A 22,578-nucleotide genomic window follows, 5' to 3' on the forward strand; every position below is an offset into this window, starting at 1 on the left:
ATTGCACCTGACTCCAACATGGATCATATCTATGCCAGCATGAGTGACAAGCATCTCTATCTAGACGATGATGATAGCTATATCTATGGTGATGCCGCTGCCACGACTGAGGACACCATCGAGACCATGACGGTCTATGACCCCGACTCTGAACGCTATGAGGATATTGACTCATCAAGTGGGGATGAGGTGGTCAGCTGCTATGCCTACTCCCGTAAAACAGGGGAAAATCTCGATACAGTAGCGCTCAATGATGTCAGTCGGGCGCTAAACAATAATGGTCAGTTTATTTGGCTCGGTCTCTACGATCCCAGTCTAGAGACCATGGTCAAGGTAAAAGAAGCCTTTGGTCTACATGAATTGGCGATTGAAGATGCTTTTGCCGATCATCAACGTGCCAAAGTCGAAAACTACGACAATGACATGGTGTTTGTGGTACTGCGTACGGCGAAGTTAGAGGACAATGTCATTCGTTATGGCACCACCGCGATATTCATGGGCAAAAACTACCTGATTACCATCCGTAATGGTCCGTCAAACTCCTACGCGCCTGTCCGCGAGCATTGTCACCGTCGCCCTGAAAAGCTGCGTATGGGCCCGATATTTGTACTGCATGCCATACTCGATTTTATCGTGGATAATTATATGCCGATCACCGATCGGTTGGGTCGATATTTGCGCGAGCAAGAGCGCTATGTCTTTACCTACGAGTTTGACAAAGGCACGCTAAAAAATCTTTATGAGCTCAAATCTCAGCTAGTACATATGCGCGCCATTATTCTGCCCGTGCAAGACATCTGTAGCTTTTTTATTAATCACAAAAAAAGTGAGCTGGTCTCAGGGTTTTCTCAAGCGGCAAAACCTTACTTTCGCGATGTCAACGATCACCTTTTGCACTCGCTAGATGCCATCAATGGTCTCAATGAAATGCTCAGCGTGGTGATGAATACCTATATGGCCATGGTCAATATGGGACAGAACGAAGTCGTGCGTAAGCTTGCGGCGTGGGCGGGTATCTTAGCCGTACCCACAGCGATCGCTGGTATTTATGGTATGAACTTTGACTTTATGCCGGAGCTGCATTGGAAGTACTCGTACCTTGTTATCATGACTGTTATTATCGCTTTGTGTAGCTACTTGTACTACAACTTTAAGAGACTTAAATGGTTGTGACATAAAGTGCTGTGCATAAAAAAGGGCTACCACTGGTAGCCTTTTTTATGATGCTCAACAACTATAGTCAGTGAAAAGTAATATCGAACCATCACGTACTACTGATATTATTCACGGCGGTGCTTGGTATGACTATCAGGCGCTTGGGCATTATCAGGCAATAGTGCTTTAACCGTTAGATTGGCATGCTGTTTATCGAGATTATCTTCTGGACGACCGAATGTTTTTGCCGTCCACGTTAGTACCACGATAGAGCCACTCAATAGCATGATGGCCACAGAAATCGTCGCTAATAGCCATAAATGAAAATAGTCTGAGACCGCCTGCACATCAACCACCAAATGTCGTGACAAAGCGGTGATAGCAATAAATATCAAAAACTGTACTGGCAGACGATGGGTTTTAAAATAAATACCTATCATTGCCAACAGCTCAAGATAGATGAATAACATCAAGATATCTTTTAAATCTGCTGAGCCTTTTTGAATAATACCAACGAACTCTTTACCGGCGGTCCAGACGACAACCACACTGATTAAAAATAAAATAACGTAATGACAGATATCGACAAACTCTCTGCCAATACCTTGCAGTCGCTCGTGAATACCTACGTTTTTTTTAGCCATGTTTAAGTCCTATCAACTGAGATGTGGTTGATTTAGCCTGAGTCTTTGTACTGTGGAGACTCAAACCCCTTATCTATCGGCAATCAGTATTCGTATGACTATCTTTTTAGCCAGCGTTCAATCCAGCTGATTTTTCAGCTGCATCGACCGTTTGGCGAATCAGCGTGTTGATGGTCATTGGGCCAACGCCGCCTGGCACTGGTGTATAAGCACTGGCAATATTTTCCACACCTTGCATTTCAACATCACCAACACCGCCATCATCTGTAGGATGGAAGCCTGCATCAATAACTACTGCTCCAGCTTTGATCCACTCTGCTTTAATCAATTCAGGCACACCTACTGCCCCAACAACGATGTCTGCACGCTTGATATGTGCCGCTAAATCCTGAGTTCTTGAATGACAGATAGTTACGGTACAGTTGGCATTTAATAGCATCATCGCCATTGGCTTACCTAAGATAGCACTACGCCCTACGACCACGGCCTCCAAACCTGCCAGCTCGATACCATGATGCTCTAATAAATGCATGATGCCCTGCGGTGTGCATGAGCCATAAGCAGACTGCTGCATCGCCATACGACCAAAGCCAAGACAAGTCACGCCATCGACGTCTTTTGCCAAGTCGATCTGCTCAAAGCAAGCACGCTCATCGATATGCTCAGGGACTGGATGCTGTAGCAAGATGCCGTGGACATCAGGATTATTATTGAGCTCATCTATCTTAGCCAAGAGCTGCTCAGTAGTCGTGATACTCGGCATCTCAACACGTATAGAGTCCATACCAACACGCTTACAAGCATTGCCTTTCATACGGACATAAGTGGCAGAAGCTGGATCATCACCGACCAATATCGTCGCAAGGCTTGGGGTGCGTCCCGTCTTATCCTTGATCGTATCCACGCGCACGCGTAGTTGCTGTTCTATTTGTTTGGCAAGTGCTTTGCCATCTAAAACGGTGGCGGACTCTTGGGCAGTAGGCGCGGTAGACATAGGAACTCCAATAGAGGGTACGATATAAAAAAATAAAGACAGCGCGCGCAAATACTTTGCATGCCTGTCTTATCCTTAATCAAGGTGTGATTTATACTGATATTGTACCTGCCTACGTCTAAAAATCCTAGCCTGTATTAGGGCATGTCCTCAATTCAGTCGACAGTCATACGCTCATCTAGCCACAATCGACCACCAGCCACAATCGACCACCAGCCGCAATACTCTCAGCATCGCCGCCTAACGCATGCCCCAGTGGATAGCCTTGCTGATAGTAGCCATCGGTATAAGTACCATGATCATAAGATATGCCACGTGATTCACCGCCAGTACGCGTATCTGCATATTCAGTATAAAGCTGATAAGGCTTACCATAAGCCTTATCAGCATAGTCTGCACCAGCGAGATACATGTTTTTAGATGGCAGACCGCCTGCCTCGTCCTCACCCACATACTGAGCGTAGACACCAGCGGGTATGTTAACCAAAGGCATAAGACTCAGTCGTGCATCAAAGCCACTTAGCTGATTGGCAGGATCGTTATCAGTGTCACCTACTGAGGTATCATTGTCTCTAGTTCCTAGTAGTGCATCACCAAATGAGCTTAAGCTCTCAGGTCGACCTTCGCCGCCCCACATAAACGTACGGGACGCGCCTACTTCTAACCAAGGTAATGGATTAGCAGTCAGTCGTGCCCCAAACAGCTTGGTGTCTGGAATGGCCTCATAATCGTCGAGCTGACCAGCAAACAGCTGATACTGCCAAGGACCGACTCAATTCAGATATTTATAATTCGGTGCGGTTTGCGTATCACGCTGCATAGTAATCCCTGTAACTGGAATGCTAGCATCTCCTCGAATGAGACTACCATCCTGCCCTGGACCCCACCATGCTGGTATTTTACCCGCTATCAGCCATTGATTGGCTGCTGTACCGGCGATATATGACCCTTCAAAACTGACATCGTTATTGTTATCGCCATCGTCGATCAGCTCATCGTTCTTTACATTGGCTTGCAGATTAAACTCCCACTGTGCTTCGCTAAGCGACACCCCTACGGTGGCTTGTTGACCAGCGAGCTGATCATCTGTGAATGTCTGTGGAAACAGCTTTCGATCTGTCTGTAGGTACACTCCAGCAAAGGCTTTGACAAGAGAGTCACGGTTTTGCGCAAGCCTAGTCTGTATCGACTGTAATACCTGCTGCTGTGCTACTGTCTGCGCATTGGCAGACGGTAACCCACGTTTAATCTGATTAGCCGTCAATGGCCAAGTACTGGTACTGATCTGCGTCACACCTTGGGTATTTAACCAATCAAGATCCTCCTTGAGTTTTAGGTCGTTCATGTAGAGATTCTGTGCTGACGTCAGCATCGATGCTGTCGATAACACCCTAAAAACCAGTAGCACATTTAACTTTTTATACCTGATTAATCACTCTTTGATTATGGAGGTTAGGTTACAGATACTGCTTATCACATATTTATCAAAAAACTGTCACTAGCGGGCTTAAACACGCCCTAGTAAAACTTTCGCTGACGTTCACACAGTCATTGAGCCAAACACCCTATCAATCGCTTGAACGGTTTGCTCAATCTCTACTGTCGTCAGCGTAGGGTGAACCAAGAACATCAAACTGGTCTCTCCCAGCTGCTTTGCTATTGGTAATCTAGACTCTGGACGCAGACCACTGCCATCAAAGGCTTTTTCTAAATACACCTCTGAGGCCGAGCCAGAGAAGCAAGGCACACCTTGGTTAGCAATCTCTTCAATAATACGGTCACGTGACCACTCATCAGGTAGGTTGTCTGGCTGCACATAGACATAGAGCTTATAATAGGCATGAATACAGTCTACAAAGTCGAGTGACTCTTCCAATCTGGGTACAGAAAGATAGCCTTTGGAGTGCCATTTAGCACATGCCGCTAATATCGCTTGGGCGTTATCAGTGCGCTTAGCTGTCCAATCGCTCATGCGCGTCAGTTGGATACGCCCGATCACGGCTTGCATCTCCGTCATACGCCAATTGGTACCGAAGCTCTCATGCAGCCAGCGATAACCCGGTGGATGCTCAGTCTCATAGACAGCCGCATAGCTCTTACCATGGTCTTTATACGCCCACATTTTGCGCCATAGCGATTCATCATTAGTGGTGACCATACCGCCCTCACCGCCAGTGGTCATAATCTTATCTTGGCAAAAGCTCCAAGCCCCGATGTGACCGATACTACCGACGCTATGACCTTTATACTTTGCGCCATGCGCTTGAGCACAGTCTTCGATCACATACAAATTACGCTCATCTGCCAGTGCCATGATACCGTCCATATCACAAGGCCAACCAGCTAAATGAACACAAACGATGGCTTTGGTCTGTTCAGTGAGCACGGCTCGAATAGTTTCAGGAGTGATATTACCAGTAGCAGCATCGACGTCGGCGAAGATCGGGGTAGCACCAGCATTAACAACGGATGAGATACTGGCGATAAAGGTACGTGGGGTGACGATGACTTCATCACCTGCGCCAATACCAAGTGCCTGTAAGGCCACATCTAATGCTAGCGTACCATTACCCATGGCAATCGCATATTCACTATCTGCCCACTCCGCAAATTCACGCTCGAACTGACGGCCTTCTTGCCCCGTCCAATAATTGACTTTGTTAGATAACAAGACTTGACTGACAGCATCAGCCTCAAGCTGGGTAAAACTGGGCCAAGGTGAAAACGGAGTGTTTAGCATAATTGCCTCAATGGTGCTTATTTATAATTTATGATTAATGACTTACAACTAAATATTTGATTGTGAATCTTATTTTTAATTATTGAGTGGTCGTGCAGGATTACCAACCACTACCGCACCTGCTGGCACATCTTTGGTCACGACTGCACCCATACCGACGATAGCACCTTTACCAATAATTAATGGCTTATCAGGAGTGCCTTGCTTGATGACTGCGCCAGTACCGATATAGGCATGGTCATGGATATGGATATTACCATTACAGCTGACTCTAGGGGCAAAGGTGACGTAATCACCGATGATACAATCGTGGGCAATATAGCTATAAATATTAGCGTGAAACTGTTTGCCGATTTTGATATTCGAGGTCAACTGAGTGAAATGACACAATACTGAACCCTCTCCTATTTCTACGGCATCTAATTCAATACTATTAGATGCTTTTGTAGATAAAACAGCGATACTATCTTTGCTACATTTAGCTACTAATATTTCTCGAATCCTACTATCTGCAATTGCTAAAACCACTGCTTTGTCTTTAGGAGCTAAGCCTAAATACGCTTCATAATTATAAATCTTATAACCATTTAGCTCTTCATCTTGTGACCCGTCATCTACAAAACAAAGGCTTGCTTCTGGATATTGCTCACGTACTAAAGGTAACAATTCTCTGCCAAAACCGCTTGCACCATATATACCGATTAGCTGTTTCATTTCGAATCCTTTCTTATTTTATTATTTACTTACTTCCAGTAAATTTACTCATTGTTACTTCACCATCGGCGCTAATACCGTCTTTAATCAGCACTTTTTTTACCGTTTTAAACAGTATCTTGATATCTAACCAAAGCGATTGGTTGTCTACATACCAAGTGTCTAGCGCAAACTTTTTATCCCAACCAATGGCATTACGACCATTCACTTGCGCATAACCCGTAACACCGGGGCGCACATTATGACGACGTGCTTGTTCTTTACTATATAGCGGCAGGTACTCCATCAATAATGGGCGTGGTCCGACTAAGCTCATATCACCTTTTAGCACATTCCATAGCTCAGGTAGCTCGTCGAGACTACTATTGCGCAGTGCTTTCCCAAATGAGGTGAGGCGCTCGCTATCGGGCAAAGGATTACCATCACTATCTATGGCATCTTTCATCGTGCGAAACTTCACCATGTCAAATGGCTTACCATTCAGTCCGGGGCGCGTCTGACGGAATAATACAGGCGAACCTAGATTTTTACTGACTTTGTAAGCAGTGATAGCATATACCGGAGAGAGTACTACTAAGGCGGCACTGGCGGCGGTGATGTCGAATAGGCGTTTTATCATGATTTAACTCGCTTTAAATAAGGTATCTGCTAGTTTATTGGCTAGTTTCTTATAAGTTAGGTGATCAATGACAAATGCTTTACCTTTTACACCCATCGCTTCACGTTCGATAGCAGTCTTTGACTGTAGCTCTAACACAGCGTTAGCAATAGCTTTCGGGTCTTCTGCTGCAACCGTAATACCTGCACCTGACTGCTGAATAAAGTCACCTTTGCCAGAAAATGAGTGAATAATCGGTTTGACTGAGTATAAATATTCTGGAATTTTATTGGCAGCGATACCAAAACGATACATCGACTTATTTTGCCAACCGATATAACAGGCATCAAATAATGCTAACATGGATTGAACTTGAGTTTTCTCTATTGGATCGATAAAGGTTAGGTTATTTAGACCTAAGTATTCTATTTTTTTCACCAAATCAGCTTTGATTTTCCCTGCACCAACTAGCACAAAGTGAATGTTTGATTTGTCTTTAAGTATGTTGGCAGCGTCTATTAGATAGTTCATAGCATTAGCTTCACCAAGTGTCCCAGTGTAACCTACTACAAACTTATCGATAGGTATCTGATCTCGCACCTCTGTACTCAAAGCCTTTTTATTATCAAGCTCTGCTAAAGAGATACCATTAGCTATCCAAGTAAATTTATCTTTATTCATACCTCTAGACTGCATATGTTCAACTGCATTGGGTAGGTTAGAGAATACATAATCTGCTTTTTGATAAGCTTGATCTTCTATCCACTGCAAAAGCTTGATAAAGGGATGATTCTTGGAATAACCGCCAAGCTTCATCAAGGTAAGAGGCCAAATATCACGCACCTCAAATACGTAAGGCGCTTTGTAATAATTCGTCAGATACCTTACTCCAAAATAGCTAATCAGTGCAGGAGATGAGTGTAAAATAACATCTGGGGTGTCATTTATCTGTTGGGTGAGCTTGGTCAATTGTTTTGAAAATAAAAACTCGTTGATAATTCTTTTTTTGCTGTGAGCATCCGCATACTTAGGTAGCTTTACCCATACAAAATGAAAGTTATCTTCAACTTTTTCTATCAAGAAGTCAGTATCAAGCTCTTTACTGGTATGCAATAAATGACTATAGCTACCAGCTATGATATAAATTTTATGACCTTGCTTTGCAAGCTCTTGTGCCAAATAAAAGTGCCTACCACCAATGCCAGTCTCTGGTGTTGATGCGTATTGATTAATGATCCATATTATTTTTTGCGTACTCACAGATTCCTCACTTATATATTTGAACAATAGTTCTAATAGAAACAACATAGTATTTAAAATACTTGATGTAAATCTATTTATCTTTATGATGACCTTATATAGTTTGCTCACTATAAAACCGCTACGGTATCAACCTCGGTAACCATACACATATATCACTTACACGCGGTTTTCTTTTATAGTTATTATCGTAGATTGACTATACTACCTCTTACCGGACTTAAAACAATAAGCAATGGAATTAATAATAAGTAAGCATGATCTCCAAGGTATCCTGAGAACATAGCTCCAAAATAGATTGGAAAGAATAAGAAGATAGTTAACCATTGATCTCTTCTATACATGTATATAGAAAAAATAATTACTAGTAAATAAAATATAAAATACATTGCACCAAAACTTAAGAATATTTCTAAAAAAAAATTATGTGGATATTCTCCAGGAAGATAGAAGTACCTATTGGGATAGCTTAAACCAAATAAAAATTCTTTAAAAGATAAATTTTGATAGTAATCAATAATATAAGAAACAAAATCTAATCTGGCTGCTTCACTCGCATTGTTAGTATCAAAATAAGCACTACGACCAAAAAATTTAGACAATTTGTCTAAATTTAAGTACGACTCATAAATAAATAAAGTAAATATAATTATTAGTATATATTTATATTTATAATTTTTTAAAAATAAAATAAATGTCATAAGACCCAATAGTACACTAAGTAGTAACGCTCCTCTAGATTGGGTAGCTAAGGCGGTTGTTAATGTTGAAGAATATGCTAGTAAAATCCAAACTGGTTTAACATTGTTGTGTCTAAGCGACATAATAATAAAAGAAGTGTATGAGAATCCAATAATTCTATAAAATATATTAGGTCCGAACACTAGAGACCTTATGTTTACCGAATACATAAATAGGGTCAAAATTAGAAATAAACAACTTACAATCAGGAAATATCTTCTATACCTGACATCGTTAAAAACAAATAATATTATTGGAAAAATATTTATAAAAAGAAGAGCATAAATAATTGATATTTCGTATTGATTGCCAAGGTTTGCCCCTCTTAATAATAATGGGGCAAAAAAAAGTGTAGCAACAATTTGAATTAAAATCTCTCTTATAGAGAATTTAATTTGAAAAAAAATCCTATGCATAACTGCATAAATCCATACCAAAAAAAATATTGGGACTCCTAACAGCCTATAATCACCTACGAATAGATACGAAAAAACAACTATTAATATTGATATTCTTTTCAATGTATTCATATTAACTTCCTAATTCTGATCAATACACAAGATATAACCAAAACTAAAAAGACTGAAATTGCTGCGTTTTGAGAATTGAGATCAGAAACAACATAGAAAAATCCGAAAAACAAAACTAATATTAATAAATTTAACATTATAAACAATAAAGCTCTATATTGCTTGTCAGTAACTTGGAAACTAGTAATGTGATTTTGGAAGAATAAATTTAGAACCTGTGCAGCGATTAAAAGTATTGCTGTGATTTTAGCTTCTTCATATCCTGAACCAAAAATCCCAAGAACCCTTTCTGAGAAAAAAATGAATAGTATTAAAGAAAGAACCTGAAACATTGTAATAAATTTAATAGCATTTGAAATATTAGTTGGACTTTCAATTTTAGTTTTAATCTTAGCATGTATTAAAGCTATATATTTCGACGTTATACTATTAATATAACCGAGAATACTTGATAGTCTGCTTGCTACACCAAATAAAGCGACTTCAGAACCTGTTGAGAAAACTCCTAAAGCAAATATAGGCAATTGATTATATAAAGATTGAATCACACTACCACCAAAAAAGCTTTTCGATGAAACCAAAAGTGTACTTAAACTTACTATTTTTATATTAGATTTTATACGCTTTATTCTCAAAAGTAACAATAAAGAAAATGCAGATACTAATAAGGCAACGATATTAGACATTAAACTTATAAAGTAAACATTTCCTATATTTAAGTCTCCTATATACTGTAGAATATATATAAATAGTAGGAATAATATACTTGGCACTGTCATAGTCAAAAGCACTGATAGTGTTATTTTATTAAGACCATTGAAGATACAACCTATCACTATATTTATAGCTATAACTGCTGACATTCCTAACACGTATAACCAGAACAAACTATCATCGATGAATACAAAAATACAAAATAATAAAATCAATGTTATTAAAACTATATAAAGAATTAAACTAGCGGACAAACTGAGATCTATCTTAGAGTTGCAATCACTTTGCGCAACCTTTTTAATTAAAAGATTATCTGCTCCCATCCTAAAAACAACTGATATAAATATGCTTAAACTTATAAGCAAAAAATAATTGGCATTATCATCTTTATCTAGAAAGTTGGTTAAAATCAGTATTGAAAAAAAGCTAGCTACAGCTCCTAGTACTCTCACTAGAACGCCAAAAACGATATGAGCTAAAGAACTGAAATTATTTTTCATTAATAACTTCTTTGACCACTTTCATTTGCTCATCTAATTTCATATAAGGATGCATAGGCAAACTCATTACTCTCTCAGCCACTGCATCACCTATTGTTAATATTGAATTCGTATCTGCAACAGCAGGCTGCTTATTTAATGGAATCGGATAGTGTACCGCTGTTGGGATACCTTGCTCTTTTAGCTTAGCTTGTACCTCATCACGATTGTCAACTTGGATGGTATATTGCGCCCATGCACTCTGATTGTGTGTTTCGATAAAGGGTATCGTCGTAATACCAGCTTCACTAAACAGCTGATTGTACGTCTCTGACACATGTTGGCGTGCTTGCATCTCATCATCTAGGATTTCAAGCTTAGGTAGTAGTATCGCTGCTTGTAAGGTATCTAAGCGACTGTTCACACCGACTCTGATATGATGATAGCGGCGATCTTGACCATGGCGCGCTATTTGACGCATGACAGTAGCTAGTGCTTCATCATTGGTGAAGATAGCACCGCCATCACCGTAGCAGCCTAATGGCTTGCTAGGGAAAAAGCTAGTACAGGCGACCGTCGTTAAGTTACAAGAATTTCTACCTTTATAAGTCGCACCAAAACTCTGTGCAGCGTCTTCTATCACAGGCAGATTATACTTAGCAGCGATAGCATTGATAGTATCAAAGTCAGCACATTGACCATATAACGACACCGGAATAATCGCCTTAGTCTTCGATGTGATTGCCGCTTCGAGTTTCGAGGGGTTAAGGTTATAAGTTTTAGGGCAGATGTCGACATATATTGGCTTGGCACCCAACAACGCGACCGTCTCAGCAGTAGCGATATAAGTAAACCCAGGCGTAATTACCTCATCACCAGGGCCAATACCAAAAGCCATTTGCGCAATTTGCAGCGCATCCGTACCATTGGCACATGTGATACAGTGCTTTGCACCAGTAAAGGCGGCAAGCTTCTCTTCTAGCTCGCTGACCTCAGGGCCAAGGATATACTTACCGTGGCTTAATACCGCTTGAATACCAGCATCGATTTTATCTTTGATACGTGCCTGTTGGGCCGCTAAGTCTATAAATTGCATCATAATCACCTGCTTGCGTTGAATTCTTCTTGTATAGAAGCCATTGCTCTTTCATCAAGTCCACTTTTTTCAATACCTCTATCATTCGTTCCTATTTTCTTTGCTGGGTTACCAACGTATATAGAGAAAGGCTCAATAACGAGTTTTTTAGTGACAATTGCACCCATGCCTATCATGCAATAAGGCCAAATCTTTTGACGCTGATGAACAATACAGCCCATACCTAAGTTAGCGCCCTCCATGACTTCTACATGACCTCCAAGCATAACGTGGCTAGATAGAGTGACTTTATTTCCAATGACGACATCATGTGCTACATAAGCACCTTTCATCAAAAAGCAGTCATTTCCAATGTGGGTATTTCTGACAGTTCCAGCATCAATAGTCACACTTCCAGTAATCTTTGTACCTGAGCCTATATGGACGGTATATGGCGTTTCAGGAAACACATTTTTATCTTCGGGTGGATAGCCGATAATACAGTTAGGGCCTATATAAACATCATCTTCAATGATAACGCCTTCATGAATGACTGCTGAAGGATGTATTTGCACATTATTATTCATCTTACTATCCTAATAAAAATTTATTCAAATAAGGATGCAGCTTAGACTCGTCTGTGACCAAGTCTTTCGCATGACGAATGTGCTCCACGGTTTTGACACCAAACCGTGCATCTTCTAAACCATAACCGCGTCCTGCGAGTATCTCCTGATATGAGATCGTATGTAGATCTGTAAAGCCACCGGAAAACTCGATTTCGTCACCTTCGATATTAATAGAACGATAGGTAGGTTGTTTGCCTTTAACACTTTCAGGTAGGTCATCGGCATCAATAGATAGGAACCAACGGACACGTGCCTTATCATACTCTAGATAACCGCCTGCTTTGGTCTCACCAGTATAGTAGACTTCATTAGCCACTAGATCACCAAATATAAAGTGCAGCATATCGAAGAAATGCACACCGATATTTGTCGCGATACCGAATGACTTATTTAGATCGCCTTTCCAGCTTTCGAGATACCATTTACCACGAGAGGTGATATAAGTCAGTTCTACATCGTATTTCTCTTCACGATTGGCAGCAGCGATTTGCTCTTTTAGCTTGAGTATGGCGTCATGATGGCGTAGCTGTAATATATTATAAGCTTTATGACCCGTTTCTTTTTCTACTGCTATCAATTCATCGAGAATGGCTTCAGTAGGAACTAAAGGCTTTTCGCAGATGACGTCTGCCCCCAGTCGCAGACCAGCAGCGATATGAGAGTAATGCAAGTAATTGGGAGAGCAAATCGAGACGATATCTATCTTTTTACTAGGATCGCGTTTGAGCCGATAGCAATAATCACTGAATTGCTCAAACTCAGTGAAGAATTCGCTATTAGGAGAGATACTATCAATAATACCGACTGAATCATTAATATCATAAGCAACTGCTAGATGATTACCTGTCTCTTTGATCGCTTTCATGTGGCGAGGAGCAATATAGCCAGCAGCACCGATTAGTGCAAAATTTTTCATTATTTTATCCTTAATTTTATTAGAGACGAATATCTGTTTCTTCTTCTTTAAATACATGCTTTACGTCATAGATCACGTGATTTGACTTAGCCAATGCTCTTATAGCCTCCACACCCATTTTTTTATAATCACTATGATCAACTGCAACGATGACGCCGTCATAGTATCCTTGCTGCAAATCATCGATTAATTCGAGACCATAATGATCTACAACCTCTTGCTTATCCGCCCAATCATCATAGACATCGACGTTGATATTGAAGCTTTTTAGCTCTTTGATCACATCGATGACTTTAGTATTACGCGTATCAGGACAATCACCTTTGAAAGTAAAGCCCAGTACTAATACTTTTGCTTCGTCAATATGTATCTTATTTCGTGCTAGCTTCTTCACCATTTGAGTAGCGACATACTGTCCCATGCCATCATTAATGCGTCTACCAGCTAAGATAACCTCAGGTCGATAACCAACTTCTTGCGCTTTGTAAGTCAAATAATACGGATCAACACTAATACAATGACCACCTACAAGGCCTGGCTTAAACTTTAAGAAGTTCCATTTACTACCAGCAGCATCGAGTACAGCTTCAGTATCTATTCCAATGATATTGAATATCTTTGCAAATTCATTGACGATAGCAATATTCAAATCGCGCTGGGTATTCTCAATGACTTTTGCAGCTTCTGCTACTTTTATCGATTTTGCACGATAAGTACCAGCAGTAATAATAGAGGCGTAGAGACTATCAATTAGATCCGCCGCCTCTGGTGTTGAACCTGAAGTGATTTTGGTAATCTTAGTTAGCGTATTAACTTTGTCACCCGGATTAATGCGCTCAGGACTATAACCCACGTAGAAGTCTTCATTGAATTTCAAACCTGACACTTTCTCTATAATAGGAATACAGACTTCTTCGGTAGCGCCCGGATAGACCGTGGATTCATACACTACAAAATCGCCTACTTTGATTACCTTACCAACAGCAGTAGAAGCGCTCTCTAAAGGCGTGAGATCAGGAGCATTATTATCATCTATTGGCGTAGGTACGGTTACTATGTAGAAATTATAATCAGCGATATCGTTTAATTCAGTAGTGAACTTCAGTGAGTTGGCCATCTGAAGCTCGTCGCTACTTACCTCAAGGGTTATATCAAAGCCATTTTTTAATTCCTGTACTCGCTTTTTGTTTATATCGAAACCTACTACTGAACGATGCTTACCGAACTCCACCGCTAGTGGCAGTCCTACGTATCCAAGACCAATCACTGCGATTTTTATATTATTAATGTCCATCGTTTTATCCTGTTAACCAATATTTTCAATGAGTTTTTTCTTAGATTTTGAAACTTCGGGAGTAGAGCCTTCCTGATAACCCACTACAAAGTACTTAAACTGCGCTTTTAACCATATCACGTCATGTTTTTTTGCTCTTTGATTCAACTCAGACAATGTCACTTCGATATCGTCTAACGGGAAGCTATGCTCCATTGCCTGCATGATGAGAGGATGATCAGTGGGCTCAACATTATCCTCACCGATGATCAATTCCTCATAGAGCTTTTCTCCTGCTCTTAGCCCCGTAAAGACGATCTCTATATCACCATTAGGATTTTCAGCATCTTTGGTATCATGACCACTGAGATGAATCATACGACGAGCCAAATCAACTATTTTTACCGGTTCGCCCATATTCAGGACGAATACCTCACCGCCAGTTGCCATTGCCCCTGCTTGTATGACCAAATTCGACGCTTCTGGAATAGTCATAAAGTAGCGAGTGACATCAGGATGAGTCACCGTGATTGGCCTGCCTTCCTCTATTTGCTTGGTAAATACTGGTACGACCGAGCCAGACGAGCCTAATACATTGCCGAAACGCACCATACTAATGCAGGTACTACCACTTGTATTACTCAGCCCTTGACAAACCAGCTCTGCCAACCGTTTGGTCGCACCCATCACGTTGGTGGGTCTGACTGCCTTGTCGGTAGAGATCAGTACAAAGGTCTCTACATTGGCGGCAATCGCCGCGCGAGCACAGTGATAAGTACCTTTCGTATTATTGATAACACCCTCAAAGGGATTGTGCTCGACTAAAGGCACATGCTTGTAGGCAGCGGCATGATATACCGTCTTTATCTGATATTGTTTAAATATCCTAAGCAGATTATCTTCATTGGTAACATTGCCAATGACTGCAACGATTTCAATCTCTTGATAACGGCTATGTGTCGCTTGTAGTGCGATGAGCTCTTGATGAATACTATAAAGCGCAAATTCAGACAGCTCATAGAGCACCAGATACTTAGGCTTATTCTTAATAATCTGCCGGCACAGCTCACTACCGATAGAGCCGCCAGCACCAGTGACGAGTACACATTTATTCGTAATATTCTGCCGTAATAAGCGCTCATTAGGCTCGACCGTCTGTCTATTGAGCACATCGAGAATATCGACTTGACGCATACTACTGACAGTAACTTTGCCATCGACGATCTCCTTTAAGCTTGGCAGTTCTTTGATCTTAATAGAGATACCAGCGAGCTTATCGATGATCTCTCTCTTACGGGCGCGGCTAATAGACGGCATCGCTAAGAACACTTGCGCGATATCGAGCTTTGAGACAGTCTCTACGAGCGTGCCAGCATTATAGATACGTTTGCCGAGTAAATAAGCATCCGTAAGCTGCGCATCATCATCGACAAACCCAACGATATGATACTTATGCGAGTTTCTTAGACCCTCTAACAGCTCTTTTCCGGCTTCACCAGCTCCGTAGATCAGTACATTGTCATAGTCATTTATATGACGACGCTGTGGACGTTGCCCTTGCAAGCGGGCTAATAGCTCTCTGATAGTCAGACGACTATTCCATAACCAAATAAAGAATAAGAATAAATACAGCATAGGCACAGCGCGCGGCATACCAGGTATTGGATTGAAATAGAGGACGACTTGAGCGGTGACGATCAATACAAAGAATAGCTGTAAGACGCTACCCATCAGTGCACCGAAGAAACTACGAGCAATACCCTTATAAAAGCCAATAGCATATAAGCTGATGATCGGTACTACTGCGTATAAGCACAGCGCAAGCAAACCGATATGATTATCCATATCGCCATAGCGCATGGCTATCGCCAAATATAGGCAGATCACAGACATCACCAAGTCAGCCACTAACAAAACGGCTCGTTTGCTATTGCGTGACAGCGCTAACAAGCAGTCCGCGATACGCTGTGGCCCTTTGACATCTGCCCTTTGGTCAGTCTGATACAAGGATGATTCTATAGACATAACAAACAACCATTTAAGTGAAGAACGTCATACGAACAATGAAGCAGAAATAATAATTAATAATTAGTTTTTGTTATCACCATAAGTATAGTGATAGTGATAGCTATACTTATCCATTAGACCTTGCTGGACATCATTGAGGATAATGCCATCAACTTGTACATTGGATTTATTCATTTGCTTGACCGCATAAGTGACCTGCCCTTCTATCGACTTGTCATAGCGCGCGACCAGCAGTACTTTATCCACGTACTGCGATAGGATTATCGCGTCTGAAGCGGCGAGCACTGGCGGCGTATCGATGACGATATAGTCATACTTAGCCTTTAGTGTCGTCATCAATTGCGCGAATCTCTCACTCATCAGTAGCGAAGCTGGATTATGTGGATGGCAACCACGCGGCATAAAGTCGATATCATCGATACCCGTCTGACGAATAAAGCTCTCAATATCCAAATCACTAGTAGTAGACGCTAAGGCGGCCGTATTCATCTTGGCTAAACGACTGCTGCCTTCACTCAGATAGTCTGATAGACCTTGATCTTGACTCAAGTTAAATACTTTATGCAGCGCGCCTAGACGCATATCGGCATCCATCACTAGCACTTTTTTGTTTAGCTGTGAGAGGACTTCTGATAAGTTAGCAGTGATAAATGATTTACCGACGTTTGGACTTTCACTAGTGACTAAGATCACTTTGCCGCGCTGATTAACAACAGCCTGATTGCTAGCGCTCATCTCATTAAACGTGTTGGCTTGTTTTGGCATTGAGAATATCAGGCTCGTTCTTAGGCTCTTTATTGCCTCGTAGCTCAAGCTATTATGATCGACATGAGTCAATAGACGTGTGCTGGCGTGTTTATTCTTCCCGATTCTCGATAATAGTGGCGAGCGCGGTATCGTTGCAATCACCGGTACACTAGTCTTAGTCTCAAGACGCTCAGGATCTTTAACTACGTTTCTAAGTAGATTCTTTAATAGCACGAGCATTGTGCCTAGCATAGCGCCCAGTAATAGCGCCAAAACAATGATTTGTAGCTTTTTGGGGGCAATCGCCTTATAAGTGCTAATAGGCAAATCGACAATACGTGCAAAGCCAATCTGACCGGCCTTGACGATTTTGAGCTGTTCATAGTTTTTGAGGAGCGTGAGGTAGATCTCTCTATTGATCGCCGTATCTTCTGATAGCTTCAAAAACTCTCTTTGAAGCTCAGGTAAGTCGGCGACCGTCTCGTCGATCTCTTGCTGACGGCTGTTGAGCACCGCTAACTGCTCGTTTATTTGTACGACTAAGGGATGCTCATTGGTATAGTAAGTCGTCAGATCTGCTTTTTTGAGCTTTAGCTCATTGAGCTGCGTATCGATTTGCGAGTTTTCAGTGAGTAGCAGCTCTGCTTCTTTGGCCACATCGATAGTGCCATACTCTTTACGGAACTCATTGAATACTGCCTCAGAGTTTTCTAGTTTTTTCTTCAATGCTGGAATCTGAGTTTCCATAAAGGTTAGCGTCTTAGTAGTTTCTTCTGAGCCACGCGATTGATTCTGATCGATGTAAGAGAGGACGATTTGATTCAGGACGTTAGTGACTTGCTCTTGGCTCTTACCAGTCATAGACAGCTGGATAATGCCAGTCTGCTTGCCTTTCTCGACCACCGATAAAGCACTGTTGAGACTGTCTGTCGTTGCTTTTAGCGATTGCTGACTGATAGTGATCGGATAGCTCTCATCAGGTAGCTCATTGACGGTGATATAGATCTGACCTTCATTACCATTGAATCTATGCGACTTGCCAATTTGACCTTCAAAGTCATCGAAGCCATCATTCAATACAAATCCAGTGTCTGACTGAGTCAAGGTAAATGCACGATTAAGATAAGCACGCGGCACTTCGAATTGACTGACTTGTACGCGTCCTTTTTCACTCTCTAAGGACACCCCTTCAGGCGTATTCAACTGCGTATCGATACGATCATTCTTGATTTTATCGATAGCGCTGATATTAGGATCGGCCAGCTTAATACGTAAATTTAGTAGAGTGACTACAGGCTCCAAGATCATCCGCGATCTAATCAGCTCTGCTTCTGTTTGCGCTTTACTTGCCTCTGAGCCTACCAGATCAGAAATACTCTCGCCCAAAGCAGCAATGCCTTGAGTGTTTTCTTCTATCTGTATCATCGCATCCGACTTAAAGGTAGGATTGACATAGCGGCTGTACAAAACGCCGATAGCTAGTCCCAACAATGCAAAGAACAGCACGATCTTCCAGCCCCGTAATAGTACAAAAAACAGCGCTATGAGATCGATCTCGTCATCATCTTTTTCAATCGTCGTTTTGGAAGTGTTCGGTGAATCTGTAGTCATAAGGTCAATTCATTCAAAGTAGTGGCTTATTTATTGTTGGTTCGATACCGAGCCATTGATAATAAATGCTTAGCTGATTTTATCAGCCCAAGGTTTAAGGCTATCAAAGATATCTTGCCTAGCATCTTCAAATACTGAGAGCTCATGTCGATACGGATCAGCAATATCTTGATCGATCCAGTGCCCGATACGGAAGGTTTTGCCGCGGCAATGGGGCCAACGGTCCTCGATCCATTTACTCTGATTATCAGACATCGTCAAAATCAAATCAGCACGCTTCACTAGCGCTTCATCAATTTGCTTGGCGATATGCGCCGACATATCGATACCTAGCGCTGACATGACCGTTAAGGCATTAGGGTCAGCACCATTACCGACCACAGCAGAGAGTCCAGCAGAGTCGATCGTCTTATGAGGATATTGTTGTGTCAATACCGCTTCAGCGATAGGGCTACGGCAAATATTGCCGACGCAAACCACCAGAATATTGTCAAAGGCCATGATGAGTACCTATAATCCTGAGAGGCTTCTGATTGCTGAAGTAGAAGGTAACAACGAGTTGATAACACGACTCCAGCGGGTTAGCCCTGTTGGATCGACATAGAGAATGTCGTTGGGCTGCATCTCAAAACGGTTGGCAAGTGCCAAATTAGTGATGGTCTGCATATCGACATAATAGATATTGGTGCGGCGAAACTCTAAGTTATCACGCACAATGTAGACTTTTGCGGCATTGGCGGTAAACGAATTGAGCCCTTGCGACTCACCCAACACTTGAGCCAAGCTCAATCCTTGCTCTAAGATAGGAACAGGCTTTATTTGACCAAACTCGCCTAATACGTAGACAGTATTGCGGCTTTGACTATTGACATGAATAGAGTCGCCGTCTTGGATATAAATCTGATTACCTGAGGCGCCTATCTGACGCAAATCTGCTAGGCCAATATTGTAATTGCGACCCTTACGATTTAGGACAATGCTGTTTGAATCTCCAACTTCTGTCGCCCCGCCCGCTTTAGAGATCGCACTATAGAGCGACACGGGCGCATCATCAATAGCGAACTCGCCAGGCTGTCTGACTTCACCATCAATAAAGAACTTATTACCGCGATAGTTGATAATTTTGATTTGGGGATCGGAGTACTTCAGGAAGCGTTGAAGCTTACTCTGTAGAGATGCGGTAAACTGAGGGACACTCAGACCTGACGCTTTGACTCGACCTACCAAAGGAAACTGTACAAAGCCTTGCTGATCGACAGGATAGCCATTGACTCCGGCAGCTGCCATGTCGGGGTAACCGACTAGAACAATGCTTAAAGTATCGCCTTGTGCGATACGGTATTCTTTTTTATTAGAGTTTGCGATGAGCTGATAAACATCATTGCTAGGCCGCTTTACTTGCGGCGCCGGTAAGGTCGCTAAACTGAGCGGCTGAATATTGAATTGCAAACCATTCTCAGCGGTAAAATCCCCTACTGGAGGCAATTCTCCTGCTTGTAGACCAGAATTGATGGTTGTTGTCGCACATCCAGCAGACCATAAAGTAATCAGTAGTAAACTTGACGCTCTCAACAACTTAAGAGACTGGCGCATAATAAAAACCCTTCAAATCATAACGATGAACTATAGCCATCAAATCTAATTGTTACATAAAAAAAATAACCTCTATTCCCACAACACTTAATAAAAAAGCATTGTGAGGGTAGAAGTTGGCATAGCAAAAATTATTTTAGCGCACAAGAGACAATTGTTGGTTTTTCAAAGTAATAGCTGTCATCTAATCTTGAATATCTAGCCTATATTTCACCGCTTGTACCGAATACATTACCTTTTGTCTACTAAACTCTTGATCAATGTACCATTTTAGCATAGATAACCTATTTATCGTCTCGATTTTATTCTATAAATTGATAATGAATAAAAAACCCTACAATAGCGACAAATAGCGTAAAATGGCCATTGCAAATTTTTGGCTCGGCAGTGTAATGTATTTATTTTTCACCACTGTCGAGCCTAGCTGTATTTCTACATTGAGAAATGTAATAAACCCACCGACTCAAGGACATGATTATGAAAGATGAAAAATTACAGAAAGCGCTCGCCCGCATGGGGCTTGGCTCACGTCGTCAAATGGAAGAAGTTATTAAATCTGGACGCGTAACAGTCAATAACGGCCCAGCAACCATCGGTGATCGCGTCGAACCAGGCGATGAGATTCGTGTTGATGGTCGTCAGATTAAATACACCGCCGAAAATGAGAAGCGTCGCCGCGTATTGGCTTACTATAAGCCTGAAGGTGAAGTGTGCTCTGCCAATGATCCAGAAGGTCGTCCAACGGTTTTTGAGCGTTTGCCAAAACTGACCCATGACCGCTGGGTCATGGTCGGACGCTTGGATATTAACTCAACGGGCCTGTTATTGTTTACCAATGATGGTGAAATGGCGCATCGCTTGATGCATCCCTCTGGTGAAGTCACTCGTGAATACGCGGTACGTGTATTGGGTGAAGTGACGTCTGATATCGCGCGTGCGTTAACAGCTGGCGTGATGTTAGAAGACGGTATAGCAAAGTTTGAAGATATCAAAGAAGGCGGCGGTGAAGGCGTCAATAAATGGTATCACGTCCAGCTAAAAGAAGGTCGTAACCGCGAAGTACGTCGCTTATTTGAGTCGCAAGGCCTAAAAGTGAGTCGTCTACTGCGTACGCGCTATGGCACGATTGCATTACCAAAAGAGTTGCGTACCGGTCGTTTCTTAGAGCTCGACAGAAAAGACATCAATACCTTGACTGATCTAGTGAGCTTACGTCCACGTTATGGTACGGGTCTACATGGCGCGGCGAAAGAGAAGCAAGAGCGCATCAGAAACAAACCACTTAAAGCACGTCGCACGACTGACAGTCGTAGCGATAGCAGCCGCAGTGGTAGCGACAATCGCAACAGCAGCGCGAAGCCTAAAAGCAGTGCTAGCCCTGCCAGTCGTGGTACACGCAATACCCGTGACCGCAACGACAAGCGTTAATTTAAACCTGCAATAGATTTAAATTAGACCATAAAAAAGCTGCCCATAATGAATATTTATTGGCAGCTTTTTTATGGGTTTTTTATAATAATTTTACTAACCCAATATTTAGCTATCATGACTATTAATATAGTTTTTCATCACTCGTAAATCTTGCAACTGCTGCGTGTCCATTTGCGCTAACAGATTATCTGAACGCTGCTCAATATTATTTAAAACACTCTGTAATAACGCACTCGCTTCTGCCTTCTTGTCATTACTCACTTTGTGAGCATTTATATTCACATTCGCTAGATGGTAGTGACTGGCGAGCATTTCAGGCAAACGAGTATGCAGCAGCTTATGCAACACAAACTGCGCTTCTGTGAGTTCGGGCATTTTATGTTGCGCTTGCAGGGCTTTTTGATAGCGTTGATAGTGATTTACTTTTTCATCGATACGTTTTAGTTGACGCAAGTGTTGTTCTGATAAGCTTTGAAGATGCTTGTTGTTTAGATCAAGTTGTTGCCACTTTATAGTAGATAGTGACAACGTAGATAGTGATAGCGGCGCATCATAATCTTGATAAGTAAGCACACCTGGCGTAATACCAACGGCTTTATGCAAAGCTTGCCAGCCTTTTTTACCCAAATAAACGACCGTGACGGTTGTCACAACCCCAACGCCGATTAATATGCTCATATATATTTACTCTTTGTAACTTACTCTT

At 41.8% G+C, this 22,578-nt stretch carries 19 protein-coding genes and 1 pseudogene; 2 read left to right on the forward strand and 18 right to left on the reverse strand.

Annotated elements, in window-relative coordinates:
• Window positions 1-18: 18 nt before the first annotated feature.
• The gene (gene corA / locus ACTQ9T_RS10605; RefSeq protein WP_413191364.1) at window positions 19-1,173 is read left to right on the forward strand and encodes a magnesium/cobalt transporter CorA; all 1,155 of its coding nucleotides are present in this window, start codon (window positions 19-21) and stop codon (window positions 1,171-1,173) included.
• 107 nt (window positions 1,174-1,280) lie between these two features.
• Here corA and ACTQ9T_RS10610 read toward each other — a convergent pair whose 3' ends face one another.
• The 17 genes and pseudogenes from ACTQ9T_RS10610 to ACTQ9T_RS10690 form a co-directional block, all read right to left on the reverse strand.
• Window positions 1,281-1,799: a phosphate-starvation-inducible protein PsiE gene (locus tag ACTQ9T_RS10610; protein WP_010199010.1), complete on the reverse strand. Its 519-nt coding sequence runs from the start codon at window positions 1,797-1,799 to the stop codon at window positions 1,281-1,283.
• Between the two features lie 106 nt (window positions 1,800-1,905).
• Window positions 1,906-2,793: a bifunctional methylenetetrahydrofolate dehydrogenase/methenyltetrahydrofolate cyclohydrolase FolD gene (gene folD, locus ACTQ9T_RS10615; RefSeq protein WP_440465018.1), complete on the reverse strand. Its 888-nt coding sequence runs from the start codon at window positions 2,791-2,793 to the stop codon at window positions 1,906-1,908.
• 178 nt (window positions 2,794-2,971) lie between these two features.
• Window positions 2,972-4,165: pseudogene (locus ACTQ9T_RS10620) on the reverse strand (capsule assembly Wzi family protein).
• A gap of 168 nt (window positions 4,166-4,333) precedes the next feature.
• The gene (locus ACTQ9T_RS10625) at window positions 4,334-5,533 is read right to left on the reverse strand and encodes a DegT/DnrJ/EryC1/StrS family aminotransferase (RefSeq protein ID WP_440465019.1); all 1,200 of its coding nucleotides are present in this window, start codon (window positions 5,531-5,533) and stop codon (window positions 4,334-4,336) included.
• A gap of 75 nt (window positions 5,534-5,608) precedes the next feature.
• Window positions 5,609-6,247, reverse strand: coding sequence for an acetyltransferase (locus ACTQ9T_RS10630; protein WP_440465020.1), 639 nt, complete (start codon window positions 6,245-6,247; stop codon window positions 5,609-5,611).
• Window positions 6,248-6,272: 25 nt separating this feature from the next.
• The gene (locus tag ACTQ9T_RS10635; RefSeq protein ID WP_440465021.1) at window positions 6,273-6,866 is read right to left on the reverse strand and encodes a sugar transferase; all 594 of its coding nucleotides are present in this window, start codon (window positions 6,864-6,866) and stop codon (window positions 6,273-6,275) included.
• Window positions 6,867-6,869: 3 nt separating this feature from the next.
• Window positions 6,870-8,216, reverse strand: a complete 1,347-nt coding sequence (locus ACTQ9T_RS10640; RefSeq protein WP_440465022.1) for a glycosyltransferase family 4 protein — start codon at window positions 8,214-8,216, stop codon at window positions 6,870-6,872.
• A gap of 74 nt (window positions 8,217-8,290) precedes the next feature.
• Complete coding sequence (locus ACTQ9T_RS10645) at window positions 8,291-9,376, reverse strand: O-antigen ligase family protein (protein ID WP_440465023.1); 1,086 nt, start codon at window positions 9,374-9,376, stop codon at window positions 8,291-8,293.
• Window positions 9,373-10,590 (reverse strand): oligosaccharide flippase family protein, encoded by a 1,218-nt coding sequence (locus ACTQ9T_RS10650; protein WP_440465024.1) that lies wholly within the window; start codon window positions 10,588-10,590, stop codon window positions 9,373-9,375. The genes ACTQ9T_RS10645 and ACTQ9T_RS10650 overlap by 4 nt, the downstream gene beginning before the upstream one ends.
• Window positions 10,580-11,668: a DegT/DnrJ/EryC1/StrS family aminotransferase gene (locus tag ACTQ9T_RS10655; protein WP_440465025.1), complete on the reverse strand. Its 1,089-nt coding sequence runs from the start codon at window positions 11,666-11,668 to the stop codon at window positions 10,580-10,582. The genes ACTQ9T_RS10650 and ACTQ9T_RS10655 overlap by 11 nt, the downstream gene beginning before the upstream one ends.
• Before the next feature lie 2 nt (window positions 11,669-11,670).
• The gene (locus ACTQ9T_RS10660; RefSeq protein ID WP_440465026.1) at window positions 11,671-12,231 is read right to left on the reverse strand and encodes a hypothetical protein; all 561 of its coding nucleotides are present in this window, start codon (window positions 12,229-12,231) and stop codon (window positions 11,671-11,673) included.
• 4 nt (window positions 12,232-12,235) lie between these two features.
• Window positions 12,236-13,189 (reverse strand): Gfo/Idh/MocA family protein, encoded by a 954-nt coding sequence (locus tag ACTQ9T_RS10665; RefSeq protein ID WP_440465027.1) that lies wholly within the window; start codon window positions 13,187-13,189, stop codon window positions 12,236-12,238.
• A 19-nt stretch (window positions 13,190-13,208) separates the two neighbouring features.
• Window positions 13,209-14,483, reverse strand: coding sequence for a Vi polysaccharide biosynthesis UDP-N-acetylglucosamine C-6 dehydrogenase TviB (tviB, locus tag ACTQ9T_RS10670; RefSeq protein WP_440465028.1), 1,275 nt, complete (start codon window positions 14,481-14,483; stop codon window positions 13,209-13,211).
• A 12-nt stretch (window positions 14,484-14,495) separates the two neighbouring features.
• Window positions 14,496-16,487, reverse strand: a complete 1,992-nt coding sequence (locus ACTQ9T_RS10675; RefSeq protein ID WP_440465029.1) for a polysaccharide biosynthesis protein — start codon at window positions 16,485-16,487, stop codon at window positions 14,496-14,498.
• A 63-nt stretch (window positions 16,488-16,550) separates the two neighbouring features.
• Window positions 16,551-18,848: a polysaccharide biosynthesis tyrosine autokinase gene (locus ACTQ9T_RS10680; RefSeq protein WP_440465030.1), complete on the reverse strand. Its 2,298-nt coding sequence runs from the start codon at window positions 18,846-18,848 to the stop codon at window positions 16,551-16,553.
• Between the two features lie 69 nt (window positions 18,849-18,917).
• Window positions 18,918-19,349 carry a low molecular weight protein-tyrosine-phosphatase gene (locus ACTQ9T_RS10685; protein ID WP_440465031.1) on the reverse strand — a complete coding sequence of 144 codons (432 nt, stop codon included), beginning with the start codon at window positions 19,347-19,349 and terminating at the stop codon, window positions 18,918-18,920.
• Between the two features lie 9 nt (window positions 19,350-19,358).
• Window positions 19,359-20,441, reverse strand: coding sequence for a polysaccharide biosynthesis/export family protein (locus tag ACTQ9T_RS10690; RefSeq protein ID WP_440465032.1), 1,083 nt, complete (start codon window positions 20,439-20,441; stop codon window positions 19,359-19,361).
• A 477-nt stretch (window positions 20,442-20,918) separates the two neighbouring features.
• On the opposite strand from ACTQ9T_RS10690, the gene rluB reads away from it, so the two are divergent.
• Complete coding sequence (gene rluB, locus ACTQ9T_RS10695; RefSeq protein ID WP_415196282.1) at window positions 20,919-21,869, forward strand: 23S rRNA pseudouridine(2605) synthase RluB; 951 nt, start codon at window positions 20,919-20,921, stop codon at window positions 21,867-21,869.
• Between the two features lie 108 nt (window positions 21,870-21,977).
• On the opposite strand, the gene ACTQ9T_RS10700 is transcribed toward rluB, so the two are convergent.
• Window positions 21,978-22,550, reverse strand: a complete 573-nt coding sequence (locus ACTQ9T_RS10700; RefSeq protein WP_440465033.1) for a hypothetical protein — start codon at window positions 22,548-22,550, stop codon at window positions 21,978-21,980.
• Between the last annotated feature and the right edge of the window lie 28 nt (window positions 22,551-22,578).

This window comes from Psychrobacter sp. ASPA161_6, from assembly GCF_051970285.1.
Lineage (GTDB): Bacteria > Pseudomonadota > Gammaproteobacteria > Pseudomonadales > Moraxellaceae > Psychrobacter > Psychrobacter glaciei.